The sequence below is a fragment of the Pseudomonas sp. GW456-12-1-14-TSB6 genome, assembly GCF_059424205.1.
Genome location: NZ_JBWKZE010000052.1, coordinates 1 through 24,271 on the forward strand (window position 1 = coordinate 1; position 24,271 = coordinate 24,271).

General features: G+C 60.0%; 25 protein-coding genes and 1 tRNA gene. 19 read left to right on the top strand and 7 right to left on the bottom strand.

Annotation, left to right across the window (positions count from 1 at the left end; translation table 11 throughout):
* The first annotated feature begins 85 nt into the window (after positions 1 to 85).
* The 19 genes from AC07Y2_RS27990 (at position 86) to nadA (ending at position 15,192) form a co-directional block, all read left to right on the top strand.
* Positions 86 to 556, top strand: coding sequence for a Dps family protein (locus tag AC07Y2_RS27990; RefSeq protein ID WP_039766007.1), 471 nt, complete (start codon positions 86 to 88; stop codon positions 554 to 556).
* Between the two features lie 241 nt (positions 557 to 797).
* Positions 798 to 1,139: a ribbon-helix-helix domain-containing protein gene (locus AC07Y2_RS27995; protein ID WP_039766009.1), complete on the top strand. Its 342-nt coding sequence runs from the start codon at positions 798 to 800 to the stop codon at positions 1,137 to 1,139.
* A gap of 119 nt (positions 1,140 to 1,258) precedes the next feature.
* Positions 1,259 to 1,480, top strand: coding sequence for an FmdB family zinc ribbon protein (locus AC07Y2_RS28000; RefSeq protein WP_007951210.1), 222 nt, complete (start codon positions 1,259 to 1,261; stop codon positions 1,478 to 1,480).
* A 108-nt stretch (positions 1,481 to 1,588) separates the two neighbouring features.
* Positions 1,589 to 3,364, top strand: coding sequence for an aspartate--tRNA ligase (gene aspS / locus AC07Y2_RS28005; protein ID WP_039766011.1), 1,776 nt, complete (start codon positions 1,589 to 1,591; stop codon positions 3,362 to 3,364).
* A gap of 124 nt (positions 3,365 to 3,488) precedes the next feature.
* On the top strand, positions 3,489 to 4,235 hold the full coding sequence (locus tag AC07Y2_RS28010; protein ID WP_003227527.1) for a YebC/PmpR family DNA-binding transcriptional regulator: 747 nt from the start codon (positions 3,489 to 3,491) through the stop codon (positions 4,233 to 4,235).
* A 140-nt stretch (positions 4,236 to 4,375) separates the two neighbouring features.
* Positions 4,376 to 4,903 (top strand): crossover junction endodeoxyribonuclease RuvC, encoded by a 528-nt coding sequence (gene ruvC / locus AC07Y2_RS28015; protein ID WP_007962095.1) that lies wholly within the window; start codon positions 4,376 to 4,378, stop codon positions 4,901 to 4,903.
* 114 nt (positions 4,904 to 5,017) lie between these two features.
* Entirely contained in the window at positions 5,018 to 5,626 is a 609-nt protein-coding gene (gene ruvA / locus AC07Y2_RS28020; protein ID WP_007951205.1) for a Holliday junction branch migration protein RuvA, read from the top strand.
* Complete coding sequence (gene ruvB, locus AC07Y2_RS28025) at positions 5,627 to 6,688, top strand: Holliday junction branch migration DNA helicase RuvB (RefSeq protein WP_011335643.1); 1,062 nt, start codon at positions 5,627 to 5,629, stop codon at positions 6,686 to 6,688.
* A gap of 127 nt (positions 6,689 to 6,815) precedes the next feature.
* Positions 6,816 to 7,283 (top strand): tol-pal system-associated acyl-CoA thioesterase, encoded by a 468-nt coding sequence (gene ybgC, locus AC07Y2_RS28030; RefSeq protein ID WP_007951203.1) that lies wholly within the window; start codon positions 6,816 to 6,818, stop codon positions 7,281 to 7,283.
* Positions 7,273 to 7,968, top strand: a complete 696-nt coding sequence (tolQ, locus tag AC07Y2_RS28035; RefSeq protein ID WP_039766018.1) for a protein TolQ — start codon at positions 7,273 to 7,275, stop codon at positions 7,966 to 7,968. Before ybgC ends, tolQ begins: the two co-directional genes overlap by 11 nt.
* A 23-nt stretch (positions 7,969 to 7,991) precedes the next feature.
* A complete protein-coding gene (gene tolR / locus AC07Y2_RS28040; RefSeq protein ID WP_162130475.1) occupies positions 7,992 to 8,444 on the top strand; it encodes a protein TolR in 453 nt (150 codons plus the stop codon).
* Entirely contained in the window at positions 8,444 to 9,523 is a 1,080-nt protein-coding gene (tolA, locus tag AC07Y2_RS28045) for a cell envelope integrity protein TolA (protein ID WP_064383749.1), read from the top strand. Before tolR ends, tolA begins: the two co-directional genes overlap by 1 nt.
* Before the next feature lie 17 nt (positions 9,524 to 9,540).
* Complete coding sequence (gene tolB / locus AC07Y2_RS28050) at positions 9,541 to 10,821, top strand: Tol-Pal system beta propeller repeat protein TolB (RefSeq protein ID WP_166742344.1); 1,281 nt, start codon at positions 9,541 to 9,543, stop codon at positions 10,819 to 10,821.
* A gap of 52 nt (positions 10,822 to 10,873) precedes the next feature.
* The gene (pal, locus tag AC07Y2_RS28055) at positions 10,874 to 11,371 is read left to right on the top strand and encodes a peptidoglycan-associated lipoprotein Pal (protein ID WP_003178634.1); all 498 of its coding nucleotides are present in this window, start codon (positions 10,874 to 10,876) and stop codon (positions 11,369 to 11,371) included.
* Positions 11,372 to 11,377: 6 nt separating this feature from the next.
* On the top strand, positions 11,378 to 12,217 hold the full coding sequence (ybgF, locus tag AC07Y2_RS28060; RefSeq protein ID WP_103387395.1) for a tol-pal system protein YbgF: 840 nt from the start codon (positions 11,378 to 11,380) through the stop codon (positions 12,215 to 12,217).
* Positions 12,218 to 12,382: 165 nt separating this feature from the next.
* Complete coding sequence (queE, locus tag AC07Y2_RS28065; protein WP_007951198.1) at positions 12,383 to 13,030, top strand: 7-carboxy-7-deazaguanine synthase QueE; 648 nt, start codon at positions 12,383 to 12,385, stop codon at positions 13,028 to 13,030.
* Between the two features lies 1 nt (position 13,031).
* Entirely contained in the window at positions 13,032 to 13,724 is a 693-nt protein-coding gene (gene queC, locus AC07Y2_RS28070; RefSeq protein ID WP_007951197.1) for a 7-cyano-7-deazaguanine synthase QueC, read from the top strand.
* A gap of 63 nt (positions 13,725 to 13,787) precedes the next feature.
* Positions 13,788 to 13,863 (top strand) — tRNA-Lys (locus tag AC07Y2_RS28075).
* Between the two features lie 270 nt (positions 13,864 to 14,133).
* Positions 14,134 to 15,192: a quinolinate synthase NadA gene (nadA, locus tag AC07Y2_RS28080; RefSeq protein WP_039766022.1), complete on the top strand. Its 1,059-nt coding sequence runs from the start codon at positions 14,134 to 14,136 to the stop codon at positions 15,190 to 15,192.
* A gap of 56 nt (positions 15,193 to 15,248) precedes the next feature.
* On the opposite strand, the gene AC07Y2_RS28085 is transcribed toward nadA, so the two are convergent.
* From AC07Y2_RS28085 to gcsR, 7 genes are all read right to left on the bottom strand, one after another.
* Positions 15,249 to 15,737 (bottom strand): RDD family protein, encoded by a 489-nt coding sequence (locus tag AC07Y2_RS28085; protein WP_103387394.1) that lies wholly within the window; start codon positions 15,735 to 15,737, stop codon positions 15,249 to 15,251.
* Between the two features lie 97 nt (positions 15,738 to 15,834).
* Positions 15,835 to 16,047, bottom strand: a complete 213-nt coding sequence (locus tag AC07Y2_RS28090; protein WP_007951194.1) for a cold-shock protein — start codon at positions 16,045 to 16,047, stop codon at positions 15,835 to 15,837.
* 404 nt (positions 16,048 to 16,451) lie between these two features.
* Positions 16,452 to 17,576: a glycine cleavage system aminomethyltransferase GcvT gene (gcvT, locus tag AC07Y2_RS28095; protein WP_074688341.1), complete on the bottom strand. Its 1,125-nt coding sequence runs from the start codon at positions 17,574 to 17,576 to the stop codon at positions 16,452 to 16,454.
* A 93-nt stretch (positions 17,577 to 17,669) separates the two neighbouring features.
* Complete coding sequence (locus tag AC07Y2_RS28100) at positions 17,670 to 19,046, bottom strand: L-serine ammonia-lyase (RefSeq protein ID WP_103387393.1); 1,377 nt, start codon at positions 19,044 to 19,046, stop codon at positions 17,670 to 17,672.
* A 120-nt stretch (positions 19,047 to 19,166) separates the two neighbouring features.
* Positions 19,167 to 22,019 (bottom strand): aminomethyl-transferring glycine dehydrogenase, encoded by a 2,853-nt coding sequence (gcvP, locus tag AC07Y2_RS28105; protein ID WP_103387392.1) that lies wholly within the window; start codon positions 22,017 to 22,019, stop codon positions 19,167 to 19,169.
* 10 nt (positions 22,020 to 22,029) lie between these two features.
* Positions 22,030 to 22,413, bottom strand: coding sequence for a glycine cleavage system protein GcvH (gcvH, locus tag AC07Y2_RS28110; RefSeq protein ID WP_074688335.1), 384 nt, complete (start codon positions 22,411 to 22,413; stop codon positions 22,030 to 22,032).
* Positions 22,414 to 22,719: 306 nt separating this feature from the next.
* Positions 22,720 to 24,228 (bottom strand): transcriptional regulator GcsR, encoded by a 1,509-nt coding sequence (gcsR, locus tag AC07Y2_RS28115; protein ID WP_039766033.1) that lies wholly within the window; start codon positions 24,226 to 24,228, stop codon positions 22,720 to 22,722.
* Positions 24,229 to 24,271 lie beyond the last annotated feature (43 nt).

Here is a 24,271-nt window from a genome sequence, read left to right on the forward strand (position 1 = left end):
CATGCGGGGGCTGCGGGGCTGGGGTGGCCTTGCTACAGTGGAGCGGCACCTGTTGGATGAATTCAATCGCCTTTAGGGGGTAAACATGGCAATCGATATCGGTATCAGTGAAGAAGACCGCAAATCCATCGTCGAAGGGCTCTCGCGCCTGCTGTCGGACACCTACGTGCTGTATCTGAAGACCCACAACTTCCACTGGAACGTCACCGGGCCGATGTTCCGGACCCTGCATCTGATGTTCGAGGAGCAATACAACGAACTGGCTCTGGCGGTCGATTCGATTGCCGAGCGCATCCGCGCGCTGGGTTTTCCCGCGCCGGGTGCCTATGCGACTTACGCCCGTCTGTCTTCCATTAAAGAGGAAGTCGGCGTGCCAAGTGCCGAAGACATGATCAAGCAGTTGGTGGAAGGCCAGGAAGCCGTCACCCGAACCGCACGAGGCATTTTCCCTCTGCTGGACAAGGTCAGTGACGAACCTACCGCCGATCTGCTGACCCAGCGCATGCAGGTGCACGAGAAAACCGCCTGGATGCTGCGCGCATTGCTCGAAGCCTGATAACAGGAAGCGCATGAACCCTAGTTCGTGCGCTTTCCTCTTTTCTCCTGGAAATGTCGTTCCCTTCTGTAGGAAACAGGGAGGACGATCCGCCGCTCCATGATCCTCCCTGTCGCGTTGGCTTATCCTACATGGATGGTCAAAAAGTCATCTGGAACTGCCTTTGCGCCTGCGCTTTTAATGAGTTCGCAGGATGTTGCCTTGATAACAGAGGCAGAAATGACAAAGGAGTGTCAACGATATGGAAGATGGAGGCAGGCGAAGAGAGGTCGCAGCCGGTACGCAGCGAGAGAGCGCCACGGAGCCCTTGCTCGGCGGGTTCGACATGGCGTTGATCCGGCCGTTATCCCGCTCGGTGCGTTTGAACGGGTTCGCGACCTGTATGCGGCTGGAACAGGTTTACTGGAATATCCTGGGCCGGATGGCCGAAGACAATTGCTGTTCGGTCGGCACGCTATTGTCCCGTGTCGATCGTGAAGTGCACCTGCGTCATGGCGGGGTGAAAAACTTCAGCGGTCTGGTGCGGGTTGTGTGTGTGATGCATGGCCTGCGGGATTCTCCGGGGGTGCATGACGCGGGATGACACTGACGAGACGGCCTGTGCAGTCTTCCGGCTGCACAGGCCGCATTTAATGGCTATAATCCCGCCCTTTCGCCGCACAGCCCTGCGCGTGCTGGCAATCTGATTGCCGAGACAACCCCATGCCGATGTACGATTACCAATGTGCTTCCTGTGGTCATCAGTTGGAAGCCATTCAAAAGATCAGCGACGCACCACTGGTCGATTGCCCTGCCTGTCAGGCACCGGAACTCAAGAAGCAGCTGTCGATGCCGGGCTTTCGCCTCAGCGGCAGCGGCTGGTACGAAACCGATTTCAAGACCGGCGCGAAGAAGAATCTGGCCGGTGGCGACAAATCTGACTAGGGTTCAAGCCCAGGTCGAACGACACGCGCGAGTTTCCACAGGTTGCACAGTGCTTGAGTGCAGCGGGATCTCCACCGAATTTCGAATTACGAGAAGCGAACCACTACCATGATGCGCAGCCATTATTGCGGCCAACTGAACGAAAGCCTGGAAGGCCAGGAAATTACCCTTTGCGGATGGGTTCACCGTCGTCGCGACCACGGCGGGGTGATTTTCCTCGATATCCGTGATCGTGACGGTCTGGCTCAGGTAGTGTTCGATCCGGATCGCGCCGAGAGCTTCGCCGCCGCCGATCGCGTGCGCAGCGAATACGTGGTGAAGATCACCGGCAAGGTGCGTCTGCGTCCGGCCGGTGCCACCAACGCCAACATGGCGTCGGGCATGATCGAAGTCCTGGGCTACGAGCTGGAAGTGTTGAACGAAGCGGAAACCCCGCCGTTCCCGCTGAACGAATACTCCGACGTCGGCGAAGAAACCCGCCTGCGCTATCGCTTCCTGGACCTGCGTCGTCCGGAAATGGCCGAGAAGCTGCGTCTGCGTTCGCGCATGACCACCAGCATCCGTCGCTACCTCGACGAAAACGGCTTCCTCGACGTCGAAACTCCGATCCTTACCCGTGCCACGCCGGAAGGCGCGCGCGACTACCTCGTACCGAGCCGTACCCACGCCGGTTCGTTCTTCGCGTTGCCGCAATCGCCACAGCTGTTCAAGCAACTGCTGATGGTCGCCGGCTTCGACCGCTACTACCAGATCGCCAAGTGCTTCCGCGACGAAGACCTGCGTGCCGACCGTCAGCCTGAGTTCACTCAGATCGACATCGAGACCAGCTTCCTCGACGAAAAAGACATCATGGGCCTGACCGAAGGCATGATCCGCAACCTGTTCAAGGAAGTGCTGGATCTGGAATTCGGCGAATTCCCGCACATGACGTTCGAAGAAGCCATGCGCCGTTACGGTTCCGACAAGCCGGACCTGCGTAACCCGCTGGAGCTGGTCGACGTGGCCGATCAGCTGAAAGAAGTGGACTTCAAGGTCTTCAGCGGCCCTGCCAACGATCCGAAATGCCGTATCGCCGCACTGCGCGTTCCAGGCGGGGCGAGCATGCCGCGCAAGCAGATCGACGACTACACCAAGTTCGTCGGCATCTACGGTGCCAAGGGCCTGGCGTACATCAAGGTCAACGAGCGTGCGGCCGGTGTTGACGGTCTGCAATCGCCGATCGTGAAAAACATCCCGGAAGCCAACCTGAACGTGATCCTCGATCGCGTTGGCGCAGTCGACGGCGACATCGTGTTCTTCGGCGCCGACAAGGCCAAGATCGTCAGTGAAGCCCTGGGCGCGCTGCGTATCAAGCTCGGTCACGACCTGAAGCTGCTGACCTGCGAGTGGGCACCGATGTGGGTCGTCGACTTCCCGATGTTCGAAGAGAACGACGACGGCAGCTTCTCCGCTCTGCACCATCCGTTCACCGCGCCGAAGTGCTCGCCGGAAGAGCTGGAAGCCAACCCGGCCGGCGCTCTGTCCCGTGCCTACGACATGGTGCTGAACGGCACCGAGCTGGGTGGCGGTTCGATCCGTATCCACCGCAAGGAGATGCAGCAAGCTGTGTTCCGTCTGCTGGGCATCAACGAAGCGGAACAGGAAGAGAAGTTCGGCTTCCTGCTCGACGCCCTGAAATACGGCGCGCCGCCGCACGGTGGTCTGGCCTTCGGTCTGGACCGTCTGGTGATGCTGATGACCGGCGCCCAGTCGATCCGTGAAGTGATTGCCTTCCCGAAAACCCAGAGTGCTGCCGACGTGATGACGCAGGCGCCGGGTGTCGTGGATGCGAAGGCATTGCGCGAATTGCACATCCGTTTGCGCGAAACGCCAAAGGCCGAGTAAGACGGGCCTGAAGGCGCATCTTCGGATGCGCCTTTTTTCTTTCTGCAGTGATTGAAAACAAGATTTTTTTGCTGGCCGATGCATCTGCATGGCGGGCATTGTTCAAGAGAATTCGGAGCGAGTTATGGCAGGTCATTCCAAGTGGGCGAACATCAAGCACCGCAAAGAACGCCAGGATGCCAAGAGAGGCAAGATCTTCACCAAGTGGATCCGCGAGCTGACCGTGGCGGCCCGTCAGGGCGGCGGTGATCCGGGCTCCAACCCGCGTCTGCGTCTGGCGCTGGACAAGGCGCTGGGCGCCAACATGAGCCGGGACATCATCGACCGTGCCGTGGCCCGTGGCGCCGGCGCGACCGAGGCCGACAACGTTGAAGAACTGACCTACGAAGGTTACGGCCCGGGCGGCGTGGCGGTGATGGTCGAGTGCATGACCGACAACCGCAACCGCACCGCAGCGGCCGTGCGCCACGCGTTCAGCAAGTGTGGCGGCAACCTCGGTACCGACGGTTCGGTAGCCTACCTGTTCGAACGCAAGGGCCAGATCAGCTTTGCCCCGGGCGTTGACGAAGACGCGCTGACGGAAGCGGCGCTCGAAGCCGATGCCGACGACGTGGTCAGCCACGAAGACGGCTCGATCGATGTGTTCACCTCGTTCACCAGTTTCTACGCGGTACGCAATGCCCTGGAGGCCGCCGGTTTCAAGGGTGATGACGCGGAAATCGTCATGCAGCCGACCACCAGCGCCGAGCTGGATCTGGAGGGCGCCGAGAAGGTGCTCAAGCTGATCGACATGCTGGAAGACCTGGACGACGTGCAGAACGTCTATTCCAACGCGGACATTCCGGAAGACGTGGCCGCTCAGCTCGGTTAAGAGCGACTAGGCTTCAATGTGGGAGCTGGCTTGCCAGCGATGGCGTCGGCACATCAGGTAATGATGGCGCCTGACACACCGTCATCGCTGACAAGCCAGCTCCCTCATTTGTTTTTGTGTTTCTTCGAACCAGCAGGCTTATGACTTTAATTCTTGGTATCGACCCCGGTTCGCGCATTACCGGTTACGGCATTGTTCGCGATACCGGACGTGGCGGCTGCATCTATGTCGCCTCGGGTTGTATCCGCACTGGAGCCGGCGAGCTGCATGAGCGTCTGCAGATCGTTTATCGCGGCGTGCGCGAAATCATCCAGACCTACGGTCCGGTCACCATGGGCATCGAAAAGGTGTTCATGGCAAAAAACGCCGATTCGGCGCTGAAGCTCGGGCAGGCCCGGGGGGCCGCTATTGTTGCCGGCGCCGAAGAATGCCTGGAAATAGCCGAGTACACGGCCACCCAGGTCAAGCAGGCCGTGGTCGGCACGGGTGCCGCTAATAAAGAGCAGGTGCAGATGATGGTCATGCACATGCTCAAGCTGACCAGCAAACCGCAAATCGATGCATCGGATGCCCTGGCCATTGCCATTTGTCATGCCCACACACGCTCGAGTCTGTTACCGCACGGCTTGGGAACGGCACGCAGTCGTGGCGGGCGCCTGCGTCTCTGATAGCATCAGCAGTCATTTTTACGGAATGTGGATTTCGTGCCTGGGTTGTCGGCCGTGAATCCATGCTCTGTCGGTCGCCAGCCCACGGCTGGCCAACGCTCAAGGATCTGAAACGTGATTGGACGCTTGCGCGGTACTCTGGCTGAGAAACAGCCGCCGCACCTGATTCTGGATGTAAACGGCCTCGGGTATGAGTTGGAAGTGCCCATGACCACCCTTTATCGCCTGCCGTCGGTCGGTGAACCGCTGACCCTGCACACCCATTTGGTCGTACGCGAAGACGCGCAGTTACTCTATGGTTTTGCCGGCAAGCGTGAGCGAGACTTTTTTCGCGAGTTGATCCGTCTCAATGGTGTAGGGCCGAAACTGGCCCTGGCCTTGATGTCGAGTCTGGAAGTCGACGAACTGATCCGCTGCGTGCAATCCCAGGACACCTCGGCGCTGACCAAGGTGCCGGGCGTGGGCAAGAAAACCGCCGAGCGTCTGCTGGTCGAACTGAAGGATCGCTTCAAGGCCTGGGAAACCTCGCCGGCCATGTTCGCCCTGGTGCCGAACCAGCCGGACGGCCCGGCGCCGGTCAACACCGCCGAGAACGATGCGGTCAGTGCACTGATTTCCCTGGGCTACAAGCCACAGGAAGCGAGCAAGGCGATTTCCGCGATCAAAGAGAAAGGCCTGAGCAGCGAAGACATGATTCGACGTGCCCTGAAGGGAATGATTTAAGTGATTGAAGCTGATCGTCTGATCGCCGCCACGCACAGTCCGCGTGAGCGCGAAGAAGTCCAGGATCGGGCGATACGTCCCGTCAGCCTGGCCGAGTACATCGGCCAGCCGACCGTTCGCGAGCAGATGGAACTGTTTATCCAGGCCGCCCGTGGCCGTAGCGAATCCCTCGACCACACCCTGATCTTCGGTCCGCCGGGGCTGGGTAAAACCACGCTGGCCAACATCATCGCCCAGGAAATGGGCGTGTCGATCAAGAGCACTTCCGGTCCGGTGCTGGAGCGTCCGGGGGATCTGGCGGCGCTGTTGACCAATCTTGAGCCGCACGACGTGCTGTTCATCGATGAAATCCATCGTCTGTCGCCGATCGTCGAAGAAGTACTGTACCCGGCCATGGAAGATTTCCAGCTCGACATCATGATCGGTGAAGGGCCGGCGGCGCGTTCGATCAAACTCGATCTGCCACCGTTCACCCTGGTCGGTGCAACCACGCGGGCGGGCATGCTGACCAACCCTTTGCGTGACCGTTTCGGTATCGTCCAGCGCCTCGAGTTCTACAGCACCGCTGACCTGGCGACGATTGTCAGCCGTTCGGCGAATATCCTCGGTTTGCCGCTGGATCCGGAAGGCTCTTTCGAGATTGCCCGCCGCGCCCGTGGCACGCCGCGGATCGCCAACCGTCTGCTGCGCCGGGTGCGGGATTTCGCCGAAGTCCGGGCCAAGGGCCACATCACCAAGTCCGTCGCAGATCTGGCGCTGAACCTGCTGGACGTGGACGAGCATGGTTTCGATCATCAGGACCGGCGTTTGCTGTTGACCATGATCGAGAAGTTTGACGGCGGCCCGGTGGGCATCGACAGTCTGGCGGCGGCGATCAGCGAAGAGCGCCACACCATTGAAGATGTGCTTGAGCCGTACCTGATTCAGCAGGGCTACATCATGCGTACGCCGCGGGGCAGGGTGGTGACCCGCCACGCGTACCTGCATTTTGGTTTAAACATCCCGACACGAATGGGCGAAATGCCCGTGGTAGACGAGTTTCTCGATGCCGTGGACGATTGATACACATTTATTGTCGATTTATTCAGCGTTTGTACTGTCACAGGACGGTACTTTTGCGGTAAAGCCTTCCAACAATGAAAAACAGTTGCCTGGCTGGATTGGCAACCCGAGGAGTAAGCACTAGAGTATGCGCGCGCAAAACGGGCTTGAGCCGTTCGCACATCGTTGTCGCGTTTATTACGAGGACACCGATGCGGGCGGCATCGTGTATTACGTTAATTACCTCAAGTTTATGGAACGGGCTCGAACCGAACGGCTCCGGGAGCTGGGCTTTGCTCAGTCGGCGCTGGCCGGGGAGGACCTGTTGTTCGTCGTGCATTCCAGCGAAGCGCGTTATCACGCGCCGGCGCGACTGGACGACGAGCTTCTGGTAAGCGCTGATGTAATCGAATTGAACCGTGCCAGCCTGCGCTTCCGACAGCAGGTCAGGCGGGCAACGGATAATGTGCTGCTCTGCGAAGGGCAGTTTCTGGTGGCCTGTGTGCGCACTAACAGTTTGAAACCCCGGGCCCTTCCCGAAGACCTGCGTGCGGCCTTTGCCGACGCGGTCGGCACGGGTACACACTCAAAGCAGGAGATAAAGCGTGGAAGCTAACGTCGTCGACCATTCCTCCATGTGGAGCCTGGTCAGCAATGCCAGCATCGTGGTGCAGTTGGTAATGTTGACTCTGGTGGCCGCATCGGTGACCTCATGGATCATGATCTTTCAGCGCAGCAATCTGATACGCGCCGGTCGACGTGCCCTCGAGAGCTTCGAGGAGCGTTTCTGGTCGGGTATCGACCTGTCCAAACTCTACCGTCAGGCCGGCAGCAACCCGGATCCGGATTCGGGTGTCGAGCAGATCTTCCGTGCCGGCTTCAAGGAGTTCTCTCGTCTGCGTCAGCAGCCAGGCGTCGATCCTGAAGCGGTGATGGAAGGTGTGGCCCGTGCCATGCGCGTCGCCATCTCCCGCGAAGAAGAAAAGCTCGAGCAGAGCCTGCCGTTCCTCGCCACCGTCGGTTCGGTCAGCCCGTACATCGGTCTTTTCGGTACCGTCTGGGGGATCATGAACTCCTTCCGTGGTCTGGCCAGCGCCCAGCAGGCCACCCTGGCCACCGTGGCACCCGGCATCGCCGAAGCCCTGATCGCCACCGCGATCGGTCTGTTCGCCGCGATCCCGGCCGTTATCGCTTACAACCGTTTCTCTGCCCGCAGCGAAACCTTGCTGAGCCGCTACTACACCTTCGCCGATGAGTTCCAGGCGATCCTGCACCGCAAAGTGCACACCAGCGAAGAATAAGCAGGTATTTCCCGATGGCTTTAATCACTCGAGCCCGACACAAGCGCAAGCCGGTCGCCGAGATGAACGTAGTGCCTTACATCGACGTGATGCTGGTGCTGCTGGTCATCTTCATGGTGACTGCGCCAATGCTCAATCAGGGCGTGAAAGTGGATCTGCCCAAGGTTTCCAGCGAAGCCTTGCCGCAGGACAACAACACCCAGGTGCTGACCATTTCGATCAAGTCGGACAAGACCTACTACTGGAACCTTGGCAGCGAAGTCGACACCGAGAAACAGCAGGACCGGGCCATGACCCTGCCACAGATGACCGACGCGGTGACCAAGATCATTCGCGCCGGCACTGAAGGTGGCAAGCGTACCCAAGTCTTCATCCGTGGCGACAAGTCCGTCGATTATGGCTCCGTCATGGGTGCCATGGGCGGGTTGCAGAAAGCCGGGGTCGGTAACGTTGGCTTGATCACCGAGGCGCCCTGATGCAGCAACAGCGAGAGCCGTCCGCCTCGGAAAGCTACTTCTGGCCTAGTGTCTGGGCGATTGGCTTGCACGTGCTGGTGTTCGGCATGCTGTTTGTCAGTTTCGCCCTGACCCCGGAGCTGCCGCCAGCCAAGCCGATTGTTCAGGCGACCCTGTACCAGCTGAAATCGAAAAGTCAGGCGACCACTCAGACCAATCAGAAGATTGCGGGTGAGGCGAAGAAATCCGCCGCGCGCCAGACCGAAGTCGAGCAGATGGAGCAGAAAAAGGTCGAGCAGGAAGCGGTGAAGGCTGCGGAACAAAAGAAAGAAGAAGCGGCTCAAAAGGCCGAGGAAGCCAAGAAGGCCGATGAGGCGAAGAAAGCGGACGAGGCGAAGAAGGCTGATGAAGCCAAGAAAGCCGACGACGCCAAGAAAGCCGCCGAAGCCAAGAAGGCAGAAGAGAAACAATTGGCTGATATAGCCAAGAAGAAAGCCGAAGAAGAAGCCAAAAAGGCTGCTGAAGAAGAGGCCAAGAAAGCGGCCGCTGAAGAAGCCAAGAAGAAGATCGTCGAAGACGCGAAAAAGAAAGCCGCCGAAGACGCCAAGAAGAAAGCTGAAGCTGAAGAGGCGAAGAAGAAAGTCGCCGAAGACGCGAAGAAGAAAGCTGCTGCCGATGCTGCGAAGAAGAAAGCGCAGGAAGCGGCACGTAAATCCGCCGAAGACAAGAAGGCTCAGGCCCTGGCAGATTTGCTTTCCGACACGCCGCAGCGCCAGCAGGCCTTGGCCGATGAGCAGGGCGACGAAGTCGCGGGCAGTTTCGATGACCTGATTCGTGCGCGGGCAGCAGAAGGCTGGGCGCGTCCACCTTCAGCACGCAAAGGCATGACGGTTGTGCTGCAGATCGGCATGTTGCCGGACGGTACGGTGACCTCGGTCAGCGTGGCCAAGTCCAGTGGCGACGGTCCGTTCGATGCGTCAGCAGTGGCAGCGGTCAAGAATATTGGACGTTTGACGGAAATGCAGGGAATGAAGCCGAGCGATTTCGCTCCGTATCGTTCATTCAAGATGACATTCACACCTGAGGATCTAGCCTTGTGAGAAACCTTCTTCGAGGAATGCTGGTCGTGATCTGCTGCATGGCAGGGATCGCGATGGCGGATGAAAAGAACATTCTGGTCACCAGCGGCAGCGATCGGGCGACTCCGATTGCCGTCGTACCGTTCGGTTTCCAGGGCGGTGCCGTCCTGCCGGATGACATGGCTGAAATCATTGGTAACGATTTGCGTAACTCGGGCTATTACTCGCCGATTCCAAAGCAAAACATGATCAGCCAGCCAAGCCAGCCGAGCGAAATCATCTTCCGTGACTGGAAGGCGGTGGGCGCGCAATACATGATGGTCGGCAGCATCGTGCCGGCCGGTGGCCGTCTGCAGGTGCAGTGGGCTCTGTTCAACGTCGCCACCGAGCAGAAAGTGGCTGACGGCAGCGTGTCCGGTACCACCGAACAGCTGCGCGACATGGCGCACTACATCTCCGATCAGTCGTTCGAAAAACTGACCGGTATCAAAGGTGCATTCTCGACTCGCCTGCTGTACGTCACGGCCGAGCGTTTCTCCGAGAAGAACACCCGTTACACCCTGCAGCGTTCGGACTATGACGGCGCCCGTGCCGTGACCCTGCTGCAATCCCGTGAGCCGATCCTTTCGCCGCGTTTTGCACCGGACGGCAAGCGTATCGCCTACGTGTCGTTCGAACAGAAGCGTCCGCGCATCTTCATGCAGAACATCGACACCGGTCGTCGCGAGCAGATCACCAACTTCGAAGGCCTGAACGGCGCGCCAGCCTGGTCGCCGGACGGCAATCGCCTGGCGTTCGTGCTGTCGAAAGACGGTAACCCGGACATCTACGTGATGAACCTCGGTTCGCGTCAGATCACCCGCGTGACTGCGGGTCCTGGCATCAACACCGAACCGTACTGGGGCAAGGATGGTTCGACCATCTACTTCACCTCCGACCGTGGCGGCAAACCGCAGATCTACAAGACCAGCGCTGGTGGCGGCGGTGCCGAGCGTGTGACGTTCGTGGGCAACTACAACGCCAACCCCAAGCTTTCGGCGGATGAAAAGACCCTGGTGATGATCCATCGTCAGGACGGTTTCACCAATTTCAAAGTGGCGGCTCAGGATTTGCAGCGCGGAAGTGTAAAAATCCTCACTGATAGCACTCTGGACGAGTCGCCTACTGTTGCGCCCAACGGCACCATGGTAATCTACGCCACCCGCCAGCAGGGCCGGGGAGTCTTGATGCTCGTGTCCATTAATGGACGCGTGAGGCTCCCGCTTCCTACCGCTCAAGGCGAAGTCAGAGAACCGTCCTGGTCCCCTTACCTGAACTGACGCGGCGCTTTACGTTTTACTTAACACACTGGGGTTCATTAGGAGTTTCACGATGGAAATGCTGAAGTTTGGTAAATTTGCTGCGCTGGCTCTGGCCATGGCTGTAGCTGTAGGTTGCTCGTCCAAAGGCGGCGACAACGCCGGTGAAGGCGCTGTTGATCCAAACGCTGGTTACGGCGCAAACACTGGTGCAGTTGACGGTTCCCTGAGCGAAGAAGCTGCTCTGCGCGCAATCACCACCTTCTACTTCGAATACGACAGCTCGGACCTGAAGCCAGAAGCCATGCGCGCTCTGGACGTTCACGCCAAAGACCTGAAAGCAAACGGCGCTCGCGTTGTTCTGGAAGGCAACACCGACGAACGTGGTACTCGTGAGTACAACATGGCACTGGGCGAGCGTCGTGCGAAAGCCGTTCAGCGCTACCTGGTACTGCAAGGTGTTTCCCCAGCTCAGCTGGAACTGGTTTCCTACGGCGAAGAGCGTCCAGTTGCTACCGGCAACGACGAGCAGTCCTGGGCTCAAAACCGTCGCGTCGAACTGCGTAAGTAATTCGATATGCGAACGTGCCGTCGTGCTGTAACTGTTCTGGCTCTCAGCCTCGCGCCGCTTGCGGCGTGGGCTGCGGTTCCTGTGGTCGATGACAACTCCGGTTATAACAATAGCGGGAGCAGTTATCCGCCTGCAGGTTACGGTACGAACGGCGCCTATGCCGGGGGAGCGGCTTCGGCCCCTGCCTCGGCACAAGGCATGCTGTTCAACCAACTGCAACAAATGCAGGATCAGATATCTCGCCAGCAAGGCGTGATCGAAGAACTGCAGAATAAGGTTGCGCGCATGAAGCAGGAATCCCTGGAGCGATACCAGGATCTTGATCGGCGCATAGGATCCGGCGTTGCACCAGCCGCGACTCCCGAGAATTCTTCTGCCGGTGGCGATGCAAGTGCTGCTGCCGGTGCTGCTGCTGGAGCCGGCGCCGCTGCTGCCGCCCAGGCACCTGCCGCAGGTAGCGAACCGGCTGATCCGGCCAAGGAAAAGCTGTATTACGATGCCGCTTTCGACCTGATCAAGGCCAAGGATTTCGACAAGGCCAGCCAGGCGTTTGCCGCATTCCTGCGTAAATACCCGAACAGCCAATACGCAGGCAATGCCCAGTACTGGCTGGGTGAAGTGAACCTGGCCAAAGGCGATCTGCAAGGTGCAGGTCAGGCTTTCGCCAAGGTTTCGCAGCTGTATCCCAAGCACGCCAAAGTGCCGGATTCGCTGTACAAGCTGGCTGATGTAGAGCGTCGCCTCGGTCATACCGACAAGGTCAAAGGCATTCTGCAGCAGGTGGTGGCCCAATATCCGGGCACGTCCGCCGCTCAGTTGGCCCAGCGCGATCTGCAACGCATGTAACATGCTTTGACCCGTTTGGAAGAAACCCGCGCTTGTCGCGGGTTTTTTCGTTAGAATTCACGCCCTTTTATGAAACACGCTTCTGGTGATCTACGCGTTGGCGGGGTTGCCAGAGGTGCCTGACGGAGGCGGACAGCCTGTTTAGCTGTTACGCCCGTGGCGACTATGCAAGACACATTGAGAATCACCGAAGTTTTCTACTCGTTGCAGGGGGAAACGCGGACTGCCGGGCTGCCCACTGTTTTTGTGCGCCTGACCGGTTGCCCATTGCGTTGCCAATACTGCGACAGCGCCTACGCGTTCAGCGGTGGCACGATCCGCACCCTCGACGACATCCTCGAGCAAGTGGCCGGCTTTCGCCCGCGCTACGTCTGCGTCACTGGCGGTGAGCCGCTGGCACAGCCCAATGCCATCCCTTTGCTCAAGCAGTTGTGCGATGCCGGCTACGAAGTCTCGCTGGAAACCAGCGGCGCCCTCGACATCTCGGCGGTTGATCCGCGGGTCAGTCGGGTGGTCGACCTGAAGACGCCAGACTCCAAAGAAGCCCATCGCAACCGTTACGAGAACATCGAACTGCTGACGCCCAACGATCAGGTGAAGTTTGTCATCTGCTCGCGGGAGGACTATGACTGGGCGGTATCGAAGCTGATCCAGTACGGTCTGGAACGACGTGCGGGTGAAGTGCTGTTTTCTCCAAGTCACCACGACCTGAATGCTCGGGATCTGGCGGACTGGGTGGTGGCGGATAACCTGCCAGTGCGCCTGCAACTGCAGCTGCATAAATATCTATGGAATGATGAGCCGGGGCGCTGAGATGACTGAACAACTGAACACTAGCCAAAAACGTGCGGTAATCCTGCTGTCGGGTGGCCTGGACTCGGCCACTGTCGTGGCCATGGCCCGCGCTGAAGGCTACGCCTGCTACACCATGAGTTTCGATTACGGTCAGCGTTCCCACGCCGAGCTGCATGCTGCTGCTCGCGTTGCCCGCGATCTGGGCGTGGTCGAGCACAAGGTGATCGGCCTGAACCTGAACGGCATGGGCGGTTCGGCCCTGACCGACACCAGCATCGATATCCCGGAAGAGCTGGGCGAAGGCATCCCGGTGACTTACGTGCCGGCGCGCAATACAGTTTTCCTGTCGCTGGCCCTGGGTTGGGCTGAAGTGCTCGGCGCCCGTGACATCTTTATCGGCGTCAACGCGGTGGATTACTCCGGTTACCCGGATTGCCGTCCCGAGTTCATCGAGTCGTTCGAGCGCATGGCCAATCTGGCGACCAAGGCCGGGGTGGAAGGCAATGGTTTCCGCATCCAGGCACCGCTGCAGAATCTGAGCAAGGCGCAGATCGTCCAGGCGGGGGTGAAGCTTGGCGTTGATTACGGGCTGACTGTTTCCTGCTATCAGGCTGACGATGACGGGCGTGCTTGTGGTAAATGCGACAGCTGCCGACTGCGTGCAGAAGGCTTCGCGGCGGCCGGAATCAGCGACCCGACACCTTATTTTTGATTTTTTTCAAATTAGGTGTTGAATAGTCCTTAAAAATCAGTATTATACGCGCCACCACACAGCGGGTCGTTAGCTCAGTTGGTAGAGCAGTTGGCTTTTAACCAATTGGTCGTAGGTTCGAATCCCACACGACCCACCATTTTTGCTGTTTTAAAAGTCTGGAAGGCCCACGAAAGTGAGGATTTCCGGATTTTTTTTTGCCTGCGATTCAGGCATGCCTCCCTTCGTTTCTTTCCGCCGTGACGCAGGTCAGAATCATCTTTTGTATCAACGGGATATTCTGTAGCCTTGCGCAGCTTCATTGCTGTCCGTGCCTGATAATACTCACTTTCCCGGCGGTACCCTCAAGCGGTCCGGAGCCGGGTGTATACTCGACTTTCGCGCGAATGCGCCTGCAGGTCTTGCGAACATGACGCAGATTTCCGAACGCCTTCTGGTACAAGCCCACCTCGACGCCAAGCAGCCCAAGCCGCTGACAGCCGAGGAAGAGGCTTATTACCGTTCTGCCATCGCCGCCGAGCTCAAGGCTCAGGACGCGGTGCTGGTTGCCCACTTTTATTGCGATCCGATCATCCAGGCCCTCGCCGAAGAAACCGGCGGATGTGTTTCCGATTCCCTGGAAATGGCCCGCTTCGGCAATGCCCATCCGGCCAAGACCGTGGTGGTTGCCGGCGTGAAATTCATGGGCGAGACCGCGAAGATTCTCAACCCTGAAAAACGTGTGTTGATGCCGACCCTGGAAGCCACCTGCTCGCTGGATCTGGGTTGCCCGGTGGATGAGTTTTCGGCGTTCTGCGATCAGCATCCGGAACGCACCGTGGTGGTATACGCCAACACCTCGGCCGCCGTCAAAGCCCGGGCCGACTGGGTGGTGACCTCCAGTTGTGCACTGGAAATCGTCGAAAGCCTGATGGACAACGGCGAAACCATTATCTGGGGTCCGGACAAGCACCTGGGCACCTACATCCAGCGTCAGACCGGCGCCGACATGCTGCTCTGGGATGGTGCATGCATCGTCCACGAAGAGTTCAAGTCCAAGCAGCTGGAAGACATGAAAGCGCTGTACCCGGACGCCGCCATTCTGGTGCATCCGGAGTCGCCGACCTCGGTAATCGAGTTGGCGGACGCCGTCGGTTCCACCAGTCAGCTGATTGCCGCCGCTCAATCGCTGCCGAACAAGACTCTGATCGTCGCTACCGACCGCGGCATCTTCTACAAGATGCAGCAGCTGTGCCCGGACAAGGTCTTCATCGAGGCGCCAACCGCCGGTAACGGCGCGGCATGCCGCAGTTGCGCACATTGCCCGTGGATGGCCATGAACACCCTTGAACGCACGCTGAAGTGCCTGAAGGAGGGCTCGAACGAGATCTTCGTCGACCCGGCTCTGATTCCTCAGGCGATTCGTCCGCTCAAGCGCATGCTCGATTTCACTCAGGCCGCACGGATGAAACTGGCCGGCAACGCCTGACCTTGAGGCAAACAAAAACGCCCCGATTGGATCGGGGCGTTTTTGTATCTGGAGGATTATTTGGTTTTCTTCGGAATTCGCACAAGCTGCGTGTCGGAGTAGATGTCATGCCAAGCGCGCTTCTGCTTATCGAGCAGCGACCAGAAGAACCCCAGGCCCAGGCACAGCCACGACGCAATCGACACCATGAACCGCAGCAACGCCTGCCACAGGCTGATCGCAGTGCCATCGGCGTTCTGCACGCGAATGCCCCACACTTGCATGCCCAGGGTCTGCCCGGCGTGGGTCCAGAATTTGGCAAAGAAGCCAAACAGCACCAACAGCAGCACCGTGGAGTACAGCGGATCGCCATCCAGCTGCCCGGCGTCGGTCATGACGCGCAGGCGCTCTTCGCCGATGATTGCCGCCTGGATCAGCTTGTAAACAAAACCGGTCACGATCAGCAGAGCGGTGCACAGCAAAAAGTCATAGAACATCGCTGCCAGACGACGACCCAGGCCGACGGCGGGGAAATCGCCCTGGGGAGTGAGCAGGTGTTTCGACATGGCAGCCTCTGGACGGAAAGTGAAGCGCCATTTTACGGATTTGCGCCCACAAAAAAGCCCCTGATATCAATATCAGGGGCTTTTTCGTTACAGAAAATCAGGCTTCTGCGATGACTTCATCAGCTTGCATGCCTTTCTGGCCCTGCACAGCAACGAAGGTCACTTTCTGGCCTTCTTTCAGGCTCTTGAAGCCGTTGCCCTGAATGGCGCGGAAATGCACGAACAGATCCGGACCGCTTTCTGGAGTGATAAAACCAAAACCTTTCTCGTCGTTAAACCACTTGACGGTACCGCTCTGACGTGTGGACATTTCTTATTTCCTTTGACGCAAAAATTGATGACAGTCTCCTTCTCATGAAAGAGTACTGGGGCTGGTTGCAGGAGAGTAAGAAGACGTCGAACGGGATGTAGCTAACTTGTAGGCTACTGCCCAGGTCACGATTCCAAGCTGACCCATGCAAACACAGTGGACAAACTCTACGCCAACTACGGGAGAAAAAACAAGCCCCGCGAAGGCCCCGGTTTTCCTGCGCTTGCTGGCACTTAGTCGATTCACTAGTCCGGCTTATACGATTAGCTTGTTCAATTGTTTTCGAACGTTATAAGCCAAGTTCAAATTCGAATCGTATGTAAGTGGAGTGCACTGTTTTATGGCGATTGCGTTACACATTAGTGCACGCACAACGCAATCGCGTTACTTATAGAAACAGTCGATCAACCGCGATAGTAGCGTTGTGGAACAAATGGCATTTTGCTTACAAGCAATGGCACCTTTTTCCCACGAACAATTGCCCAAACGGGCGTATCGAGTGCGACGTAAGCGCTGTCCAGGTAACCCATGGCCAACGGACCGCCCAGGGTCGGGCCGAACCCGCCGCTGCACACGCTACCGACGATTTCGCCAGCGTCGTTGACGATCTCTGCACCTTCACGGACCGGCGTACGCTCTTGCGGCAGCAGGCCGACGCGTTTGCGCGACACGCCGTTTTGCTGTTGAGCGAAGACTTGCTCCGCACCCGGGAAACCCCCGGCGCGGGCACCATCGGCACGCCGAGGTTTGGAGATTGCCCACAGCAGGCTGGCTTCGATCGGCGTGGTCTCGGTGTTCATGTCGTGGCCGTACAGGCACAGGCCGGCTTCCAGGCGCAGCGAGTCACGGGCGCCGAGACCGATGGCGGCGACTTCCGGTTCGGCCAGCAGGGCGCGGGCGAGTTTTTCCGCGTCGGCTGCCGGAACCGAGATTTCGAAACCGTCTTCACCGGTGTAGCCGGAACGGCTGACAAAGCAGTCAACGCCCAGCAGCTTTACGCGGGTGAATTGCATGAAAGTCATTTTCGCCACTTCCGGCGCCAGGCGTGCCAGCACGGTCACGGCGGCCGGGCCTTGCAGGGCGAGCAGGGCGCGTTCTTCGAACAGTGGCTCGATCTTGCATTGATCGCCGATGTGTTTTTGCAGATGGGCCAGGTCCTGGTCCTTGCACGCGGCGTTGACCACCAGGAACAGCTCGTCATTGCCGAGGTTGGCGACCATCAGGTCATCGAGGATGCCGCCGGTTTCGTTGGTGAACATTGCGTAGCGCTGCATGCCCACCGGCAGGTCGATGATGTCCACCGGCACCAGGGTTTCCAGTGCTTTGGCGGCATTGGCGCCGGTCAGGCGGATCTGGCCCATGTGCGAGACATCGAACAGCCCGGCCTGCTCACGGGTGTGCTGGTGTTCCTTCATCACGCCCAGCGGGTATTGCACCGGCATGTCGTAGCCGGCGAACGGCACCATGCGGGCGCCGAGTTCGAGGTGCAGAGCGTGCAGCGGGGTTTTCGACAGTTGTTCAGTGGACATGCGTGACTCCTTGATTCACACCAACCCTCTCCCGGAGGGAGAGGGGGCCAGTTTTGTGTTCTCTCCCAAAGGGAGAGCGAGTTTATGGCGCGATCAGCACTCGATGATGTTGACCGCCAGACCGCCACGGGCGGTCTCCTTGTATTTGCTTTTCATGTCGGCGCCGGTCTGACGCATGGTGCGGATGACCTTGTCGAGGGAGACGAAATGCTGCCCGTCTCCGCGCATGGCCATGCGCACGGCGTTGATCGCCTTGACCGAGCCCATGGCGTTGCGTTCGATGCACGGCACTTGAACCAGGCCGCCAATCGGGTCGCAGGTCAGGCCGAGGTTGTGTTCCATGCCGATTTCAGCGGCGTTTTCCACTTGTTGCACGCTGCCGCCGAGGACTTCGCACAACGCCCCGGCCGCCATCGAACAGGCCACGCCGACCTCGCCCTGACAGCCGACTTCGGCGCCGGAGATCGAGGCGTTTTCCTTGTACAGAATGCCGATGGCCGCCGCGGTCAGCAGGAAGCGCACCACGCCATCATCGTTCGCGCCGGGAATGAAGCGCATGTAGTAATGCAGCACCGCAGGAATGATCCCCGCTGCGCCATTGGTCGGTGCCGTGACCACGCGCCCGCCATTGGCGTTTTCTTCGTTGACGGCCAAGGCGTAGAGGTTGACCCAGTCCAGCACCGACAGCGGATCGCGCAGCGACGATTCCGGGTTCTTGCACAGTTGCCGATGCAACGCCGCCGCCCGCCGCTTGACCTTAAGGCCACCCGGCAGAATGCCTTCGTTGCGGCAGCCGGCGGCCACGCAGTCCTGCATCACTTGCCAGATTTTCAGCAGGCCGGCGCGGGTTTCCGCTTCCGGGCGCCAGGCGCTTTCGTTGGTCAGCATCACCTGGCTGATCGACAGCCCGTAGGTGGCGCAGTGACTGAGCAAGTCCTTGGCGCTTTTGAACGGGAAGGTCAGCGGGGTGGTGTCTTCGACTATGCGGTCGGCTCCGGCCGCATCTTCGTCGACCACAAAACCGCCGCCGACCGAGTAGTACTCGCGGCTGCGGATCTGCAATCCCGCCGCATCGAAGGCACGGAAGATCATGCCGTTGGGGTGATAGGCCAACGGCTTGCGGATCATGGCCAGGTGTTCTTTCTCGTTGAACGCAATGCTGTGTTCGCCGAGCAGGTTCAAACGGCCGCTGCCACGAATCTCCGAGAGACGGGCGGCGACGGTTTCGGTATCCACGGTGTCCGGGTGTTCACCTTCCAGGCCCAGCAACACGGCCTTGTCGCTGCCGTGACCCTTGCCCGTGGCGCCGAGGGATCCATACAACTCGACCCTGACGCTGGTGGTGGCCGACAACAGGTTTTCCCGACGCAGGCCTTCGGCGAAGCGCGCAGCTGCGCGCATCGGGCCGACGGTGTGGGAGCTGGAGGGGCCGATGCCAATCTTGAACAGGTCGAACACGCTTAACGACATGAGAGGCTCCTGCGGAGCAGTTGTAAGCGGCAAGCTTCAAGCTGCAAGCAAGAGCGGTCGGCTTTTGACTTGTTGCTTGAAGCTTGCAACTTGAGGCTTGAAGCTTATAGCTGCTTCTTTTTAAGCGTAGCTTTCGATCGACGGGCAGGCGCAGACCAGGTTGCGGTCGCCGAACACGTTGTCGACGCGACCGACCGGCGGCCAGTACTTGCCTTCGATCAACGACGCCACCGGGTACACCGCCTGCTCGCGGCTGTACGGGTGAGTCCACTCGCCGACCAGCTCTGCCGCAGTGTGCGGAGCGTTCTTCAGTGGGTTGTCTTCCTTGTCCAGCGTGCCGTTTTCCACCGCGCGGATTTCTTCGCGGATGCGGATCATGGCGTCGCAGAAGCGGTCCAGTTCTTCCTTGGATTCGCTTTCGGTCGGCTCGATCATCAGCGTGCCGGCCACCGGGAACGACATGGTCGGGGCGTGGAAGCCGAAGTCGATCAGGCGCTTGGCGACGTCATCGACGCTGATGCCGCTGCTGTCTTTCAGTGGACGCAGATCCAGGATGCATTCGTGCGCCACCAGACCGTTGCTGCCGGTGTACAGCACTGGATAGTGCTCTTCCAGGCGACGGGAAATGTAGTTGGCATTGAGGATCGCCAGTTGCGAAGCGCGCTTCAGGCCTGCGCCACCCATCATGCGAATGTACATCCAGGTGATCGGCAGAATGCTCGCGCTGCCGAACGGTGCTGCGCAGACCGCGCCTTCCTTGCGTTCCATGTGGCCGTGGCCTGGCAGGAACGGAGTCAGGTGCGATTTCACGCCGATCGGGCCGACGCCCGGGCCGCCACCGCCATGCGGGATGCAGAAGGTCTTGTGCAGGTTCAGGTGCGACACGTCGCCGCCGAACTTGCCTGGTGCGCAGAGGCCGACCATCGCGTTCATGTTGGCGCCGTCGATGTACACCTGGCCGCCGTTGTCATGAATGATGCCGCAGATTTCGCGGATGCCTTCTTCGAACACGCCGTGGGTCGACGGGTACGTGATCATCAGCGCCGCGAGGTGTTCGCGGTGTTCGATGGCCTTGGCGCGCAGGTCTTCGATGTCCACGTTGCCACGGGCGTCGCACGCGGTCACGACCACGCGCATGCCGGCCATTTGTGCGGTCGCCGGGTTGGTGCCGTGGGCGGACGACGGGATCAGGCAGATGTCGCGACGATCTTCGCCGCGGCTCTGGTGATAGGCGCGAATCGCCAGCAGACCTGCGTACTCACCCTGGGAACCGGCGTTCGGTTGCAGCGAGATCGAGTCGTAACCGGTGGCGGCGCAGAGCATCGCTTCCAGCTCGTCGGTCAGTTGCTGGTAACCGGCGCTTTGCTCGGCCGGGGCGAACGGGTGCAGGGCGCCGAATTCAGCCCAGGTCACCGGGATCATTTCGCTGGCGGCGTTGAGTTTCATGGTGCACGAACCCAGCGGAATCATAGTGCGATCCAGTGCCAGGTCCTTGTCCGCCAGCTTGCGCAGGTAGCGCATCAGCTCGGTTTCCGAGTGATAGCGGTTGAACACCGGGTGGCTGAGGATCGGCGACTGACGAATCAGTGCGGCTGGAATCGTGCTTTGCGCGGCAGCGGCGAGAGCAGCGAACTCCGGCAGGGTCTTGCCGTCGGCGAACAGGGCCCACAGGGTTTCGATGTCGGCCTGGGTGGTGGTTTCGTCGACCGACAGGCCCAGGCGCTGGGCATCGATCACACGCAGGTTGATCTGTTGGGCGCGAGCCTTGTCATGCAGCGCGGCGGTTTGCGCGCCGGTGGCCAGGGTCAGGGTGTCGAAGAAGCTCGCTTGCTCGACGGTCACGCCCAGTGCGCTCAGGCCCTTGGCCAGAATCGCGGTCAGGTGATGCACGCGGTTGGCGATCCGGGTCAGGCCTTTCGGGCCGTGATACACGGCGTACATGCTGGCGATGTTGGCCAGCAGCACTTGTGCGGTGCAGATGTTCGACGTGGCTTTCTCGCGGCGGATGTGTTGCTCGCGAGTCTGCATCGCCAGACGCAGGGCCGGTTTGCCGAAGCGGTCAACCGAGACACCGACCAGACGGCCCGGCATGTCGCGCTTGAACGCATCTTTAGTCGAGAAGTAAGCCGCGTGCGGACCACCGAAGCCCAGCGGCACGCCGAAACGCTGGGCGCTGCCGATCGCCACGTCCGCGCCGAACTCGCCCGGCGGGGTCAGCAGGGTCAGGGCCAGCAGGTCAGCGGCTACCGCGACCAGTGCGTTGGCAGCGTGGAAGCGTTCGGTCAGTTCGCGGTAGTCGAACACATCACCGTTGCTGGCCGGGTATTGCAGCAGCGCGCCGAAGAACGGCGTCACGTCGGTCAGCTCACGCTCATCGCCCACGACTACGTCGATGCCCAGCGGCTCGGCACGGGTGCGCAGCACGTCGAGGGTTTGCGGATGGCTGTGGATCGAGGCGAAGAACTGGTGGCTGCCCTTGTTCTTGCTCAGGCGTTTGCAGAAGGTCATGGCTTCGGCAGCGGCGGTGGCTTCGTCGAGCAGGGAGGCGTTGGCGATCGGCAGGCCGGTGAGGTCGCTGATCAGGGTCTGGAAGTTCAGCAGCGCTTCGAGACGTCCCTGGGAAATTTCTGGCTGGTACGGGGTGTAAGCGGTGTACCAGGCCGGGTTTTCCAGCAGGTTGCGCAGGATCGGCGACGGCGTGTGGCAGTTGTAGTAGCCCTGGCCGATGTAGGTCTTGAACAGTTGGTTCTTGCCGGCGATGCCTTTGATCATCGCCAGGGCATCGGCTTCGCTCAGGCCGTCGTCGAGGCCGAGCACGCTGGTGCCCTTGATGCTTTCCGGGATGACGCTGGCGCTCAGGGCTTCGAGCGAGTCGAAGCCGAGGCTGTTGAGCATGGCTTGCTCGTCACCGGCGCGCGGGCCGATGTGACGGGCGATGAATTCGTTGGCGGTGCCGAGATTTACTTGGGTCATGTCAGGTTCCTCAGGCTTCGGCTTGGGCTTTGATCAGACGGTCGTAGGCGTCCTGATCCAGCAGCTTGGCGACGGCGGAAGCGTCGGCTGGCTTGAAGCGGAAGAACCAGCCTTCGCCCAGCGGATCTTCGTTGACCAGCTCAGGGCTGTCTTCCAGGGCCGGGTTGGTGGCCAGGACTTCACCGTCCAGCGGCATGTAAACGCCGCTGGCGGCTTTTACCGATTCCACGGTGGCGGCTTCGGCGCCTTTGTCGTACGCCTGCAATTCAGGCAGTTGCACGAACACCACGTCGCCCAGGGCGTTCTGCGCGAAAGCGGTGATGCCAACGGTGACAGAACCATCGGCTTCGGCGCGCAGCCATTCGTGATCTTCAGTAAAACGCAACTCGCTCATGGAATCTCCTAGGGGCCAGACTCGTCTGGTGGACGCGGTGGAATACTCGGGCGGCAATGCCCTGATTTTATGAGCGGTTACTTAGCAAGAACGCGGCCAACGTAAAAATATCGTTATAAATCAATTGCTTGATGGTTTTTCGGGCGAGCGCAAATACGTTAGCTGTAGCGAAATCGCTACAGCGTGGGGCGAAGAAAAAAGCTGAACCGGATCAAAGCCTTGCACAGCGGTGATCGGAGGAGGGTGTAGCGATATCGTTCCGCTGTAGCGCTTTCAGTACAGATGGAGGTCGCTTTTGGGGCGAAGTCAGGGTTTGTTGGGGATGCCGTACTTGCGCAGCCGATGAGCAATCGCCGTGTGCGAGGTCTGCAGGCGGCTGGCCAGTTGGCGGGTCGAGGGGTAGCTGACGTAGAGTTTTTCCAGCAGCGATTTCTCGAAGGCTTCCACCGCTTCTTCCAGGCTGTCGACGTCGGTGTCGGTCTGGCGTGCCACGGAGGTGCCGGCGATGTCGAGGTCGCCGATGTCCACCAGGCTGCTTTCGCAAATGGCGGCGGCGCGGAAGATCACGTTCTGCAATTGCCGCACGTTGCCCGGCCAGCGGTTGCCGAGCAGCGCCGGGTAAGTGCCCGGAGCGAGGCGGCAGACCGGTCGCTGGATCTGCGCGCAGGCCTGCTGCATGAAATAGCGCGCCAGCAACAGAATGTCCTGACCGCGTTCGCGCAGTGGCGGTACTTCGACGTTGAGCACGTTGAGGCGGTAGAACAGGTCTTCGCGGAACAGGCCTTCGCTGACCATTTTTTCCAGGTCGCGGTGGGTGGCGCTGAGGATCCGCACGTTGACCTTTACCTCACGATCGCCGCCAACCCGACGGAAGCTGCCGTCATTGAGGAATCGCAGCAGTTTGGCCTGCAAGTACGGCGACATCTCGCCGATTTCGTCGAGGAACACCGTGCCCTGGTTGGCCAGCTCCATCAGCCCCGGTTTGCCGCCGCGTTGTGCGCCGGTGAAGGCGCCGGGGGCGTAGCCGAACAGTTCGCTCTCGGCGAGGTTCTCCGGCAGGGCCGCGCAGTTCAGTGCGAGGAAGGGCGCGCTGTGCCGGGCGCTGATGGCGTGACAGGCGCGGGCCACCAGTTCCTTGCCGGTGCCGGTTTCGCCCTGGATCAGCAGCGGCGCATCGAGGGCCGCTACCCGTTGGGCGCGGGCCTTGAGGGTGCGGATCGGCGGCGATTCACCGAGCAGCGCATCGAAACCTTCGGCATGGTCGTGATGCAGCGCCGACAGTTGTTCGCCGATGCGGTTGGGTTGATACAGCGTGAGCAGGGCGCCGGCGTCGGTGATCGGCGTGGCATCCAGTAACAGCGTCTGGCCGTTGACGGTGATTTCCCGCAGCGGCAGGCGGAAGCCTTGTTCGAGCAGGGTTTCGAGCAGACCCGGATCGTTGAACAGTTCAGAGACGCTTTCGCCCGCTGGCTCGCGACCGTACAGGGCGATCAGCGCCGGGTTGGCCAGCAGCACCTTGCCGGCGCTGTCCAGCGCCAGCACCGGGTCGGTCATCGCCGCGAGCAACGCGTCGAGCTGCAAGTGCCGGCGCTGGCCGGGGAGAATGTCGACCACGGTCACGGCTTCTACACCACGCACGCGAAACAGCGCATCTTTGAGTTCTTCGAGCACTTGCGGGCTCAGGGTCGGGGCGTCGATGTAGACGTTGGGCGGGATCATCTCCACCGCATCCAGATTGAGATTGCGCCCGCCGAGGATAGCCAGGACTTCCTGGGTGATGCCGACGCGGTCGATGAAGCTGACGTGGATACGCATGGGGCGGTTCTGGGTTCTGGAGTGCGGAGGGGGGCAAGTATGC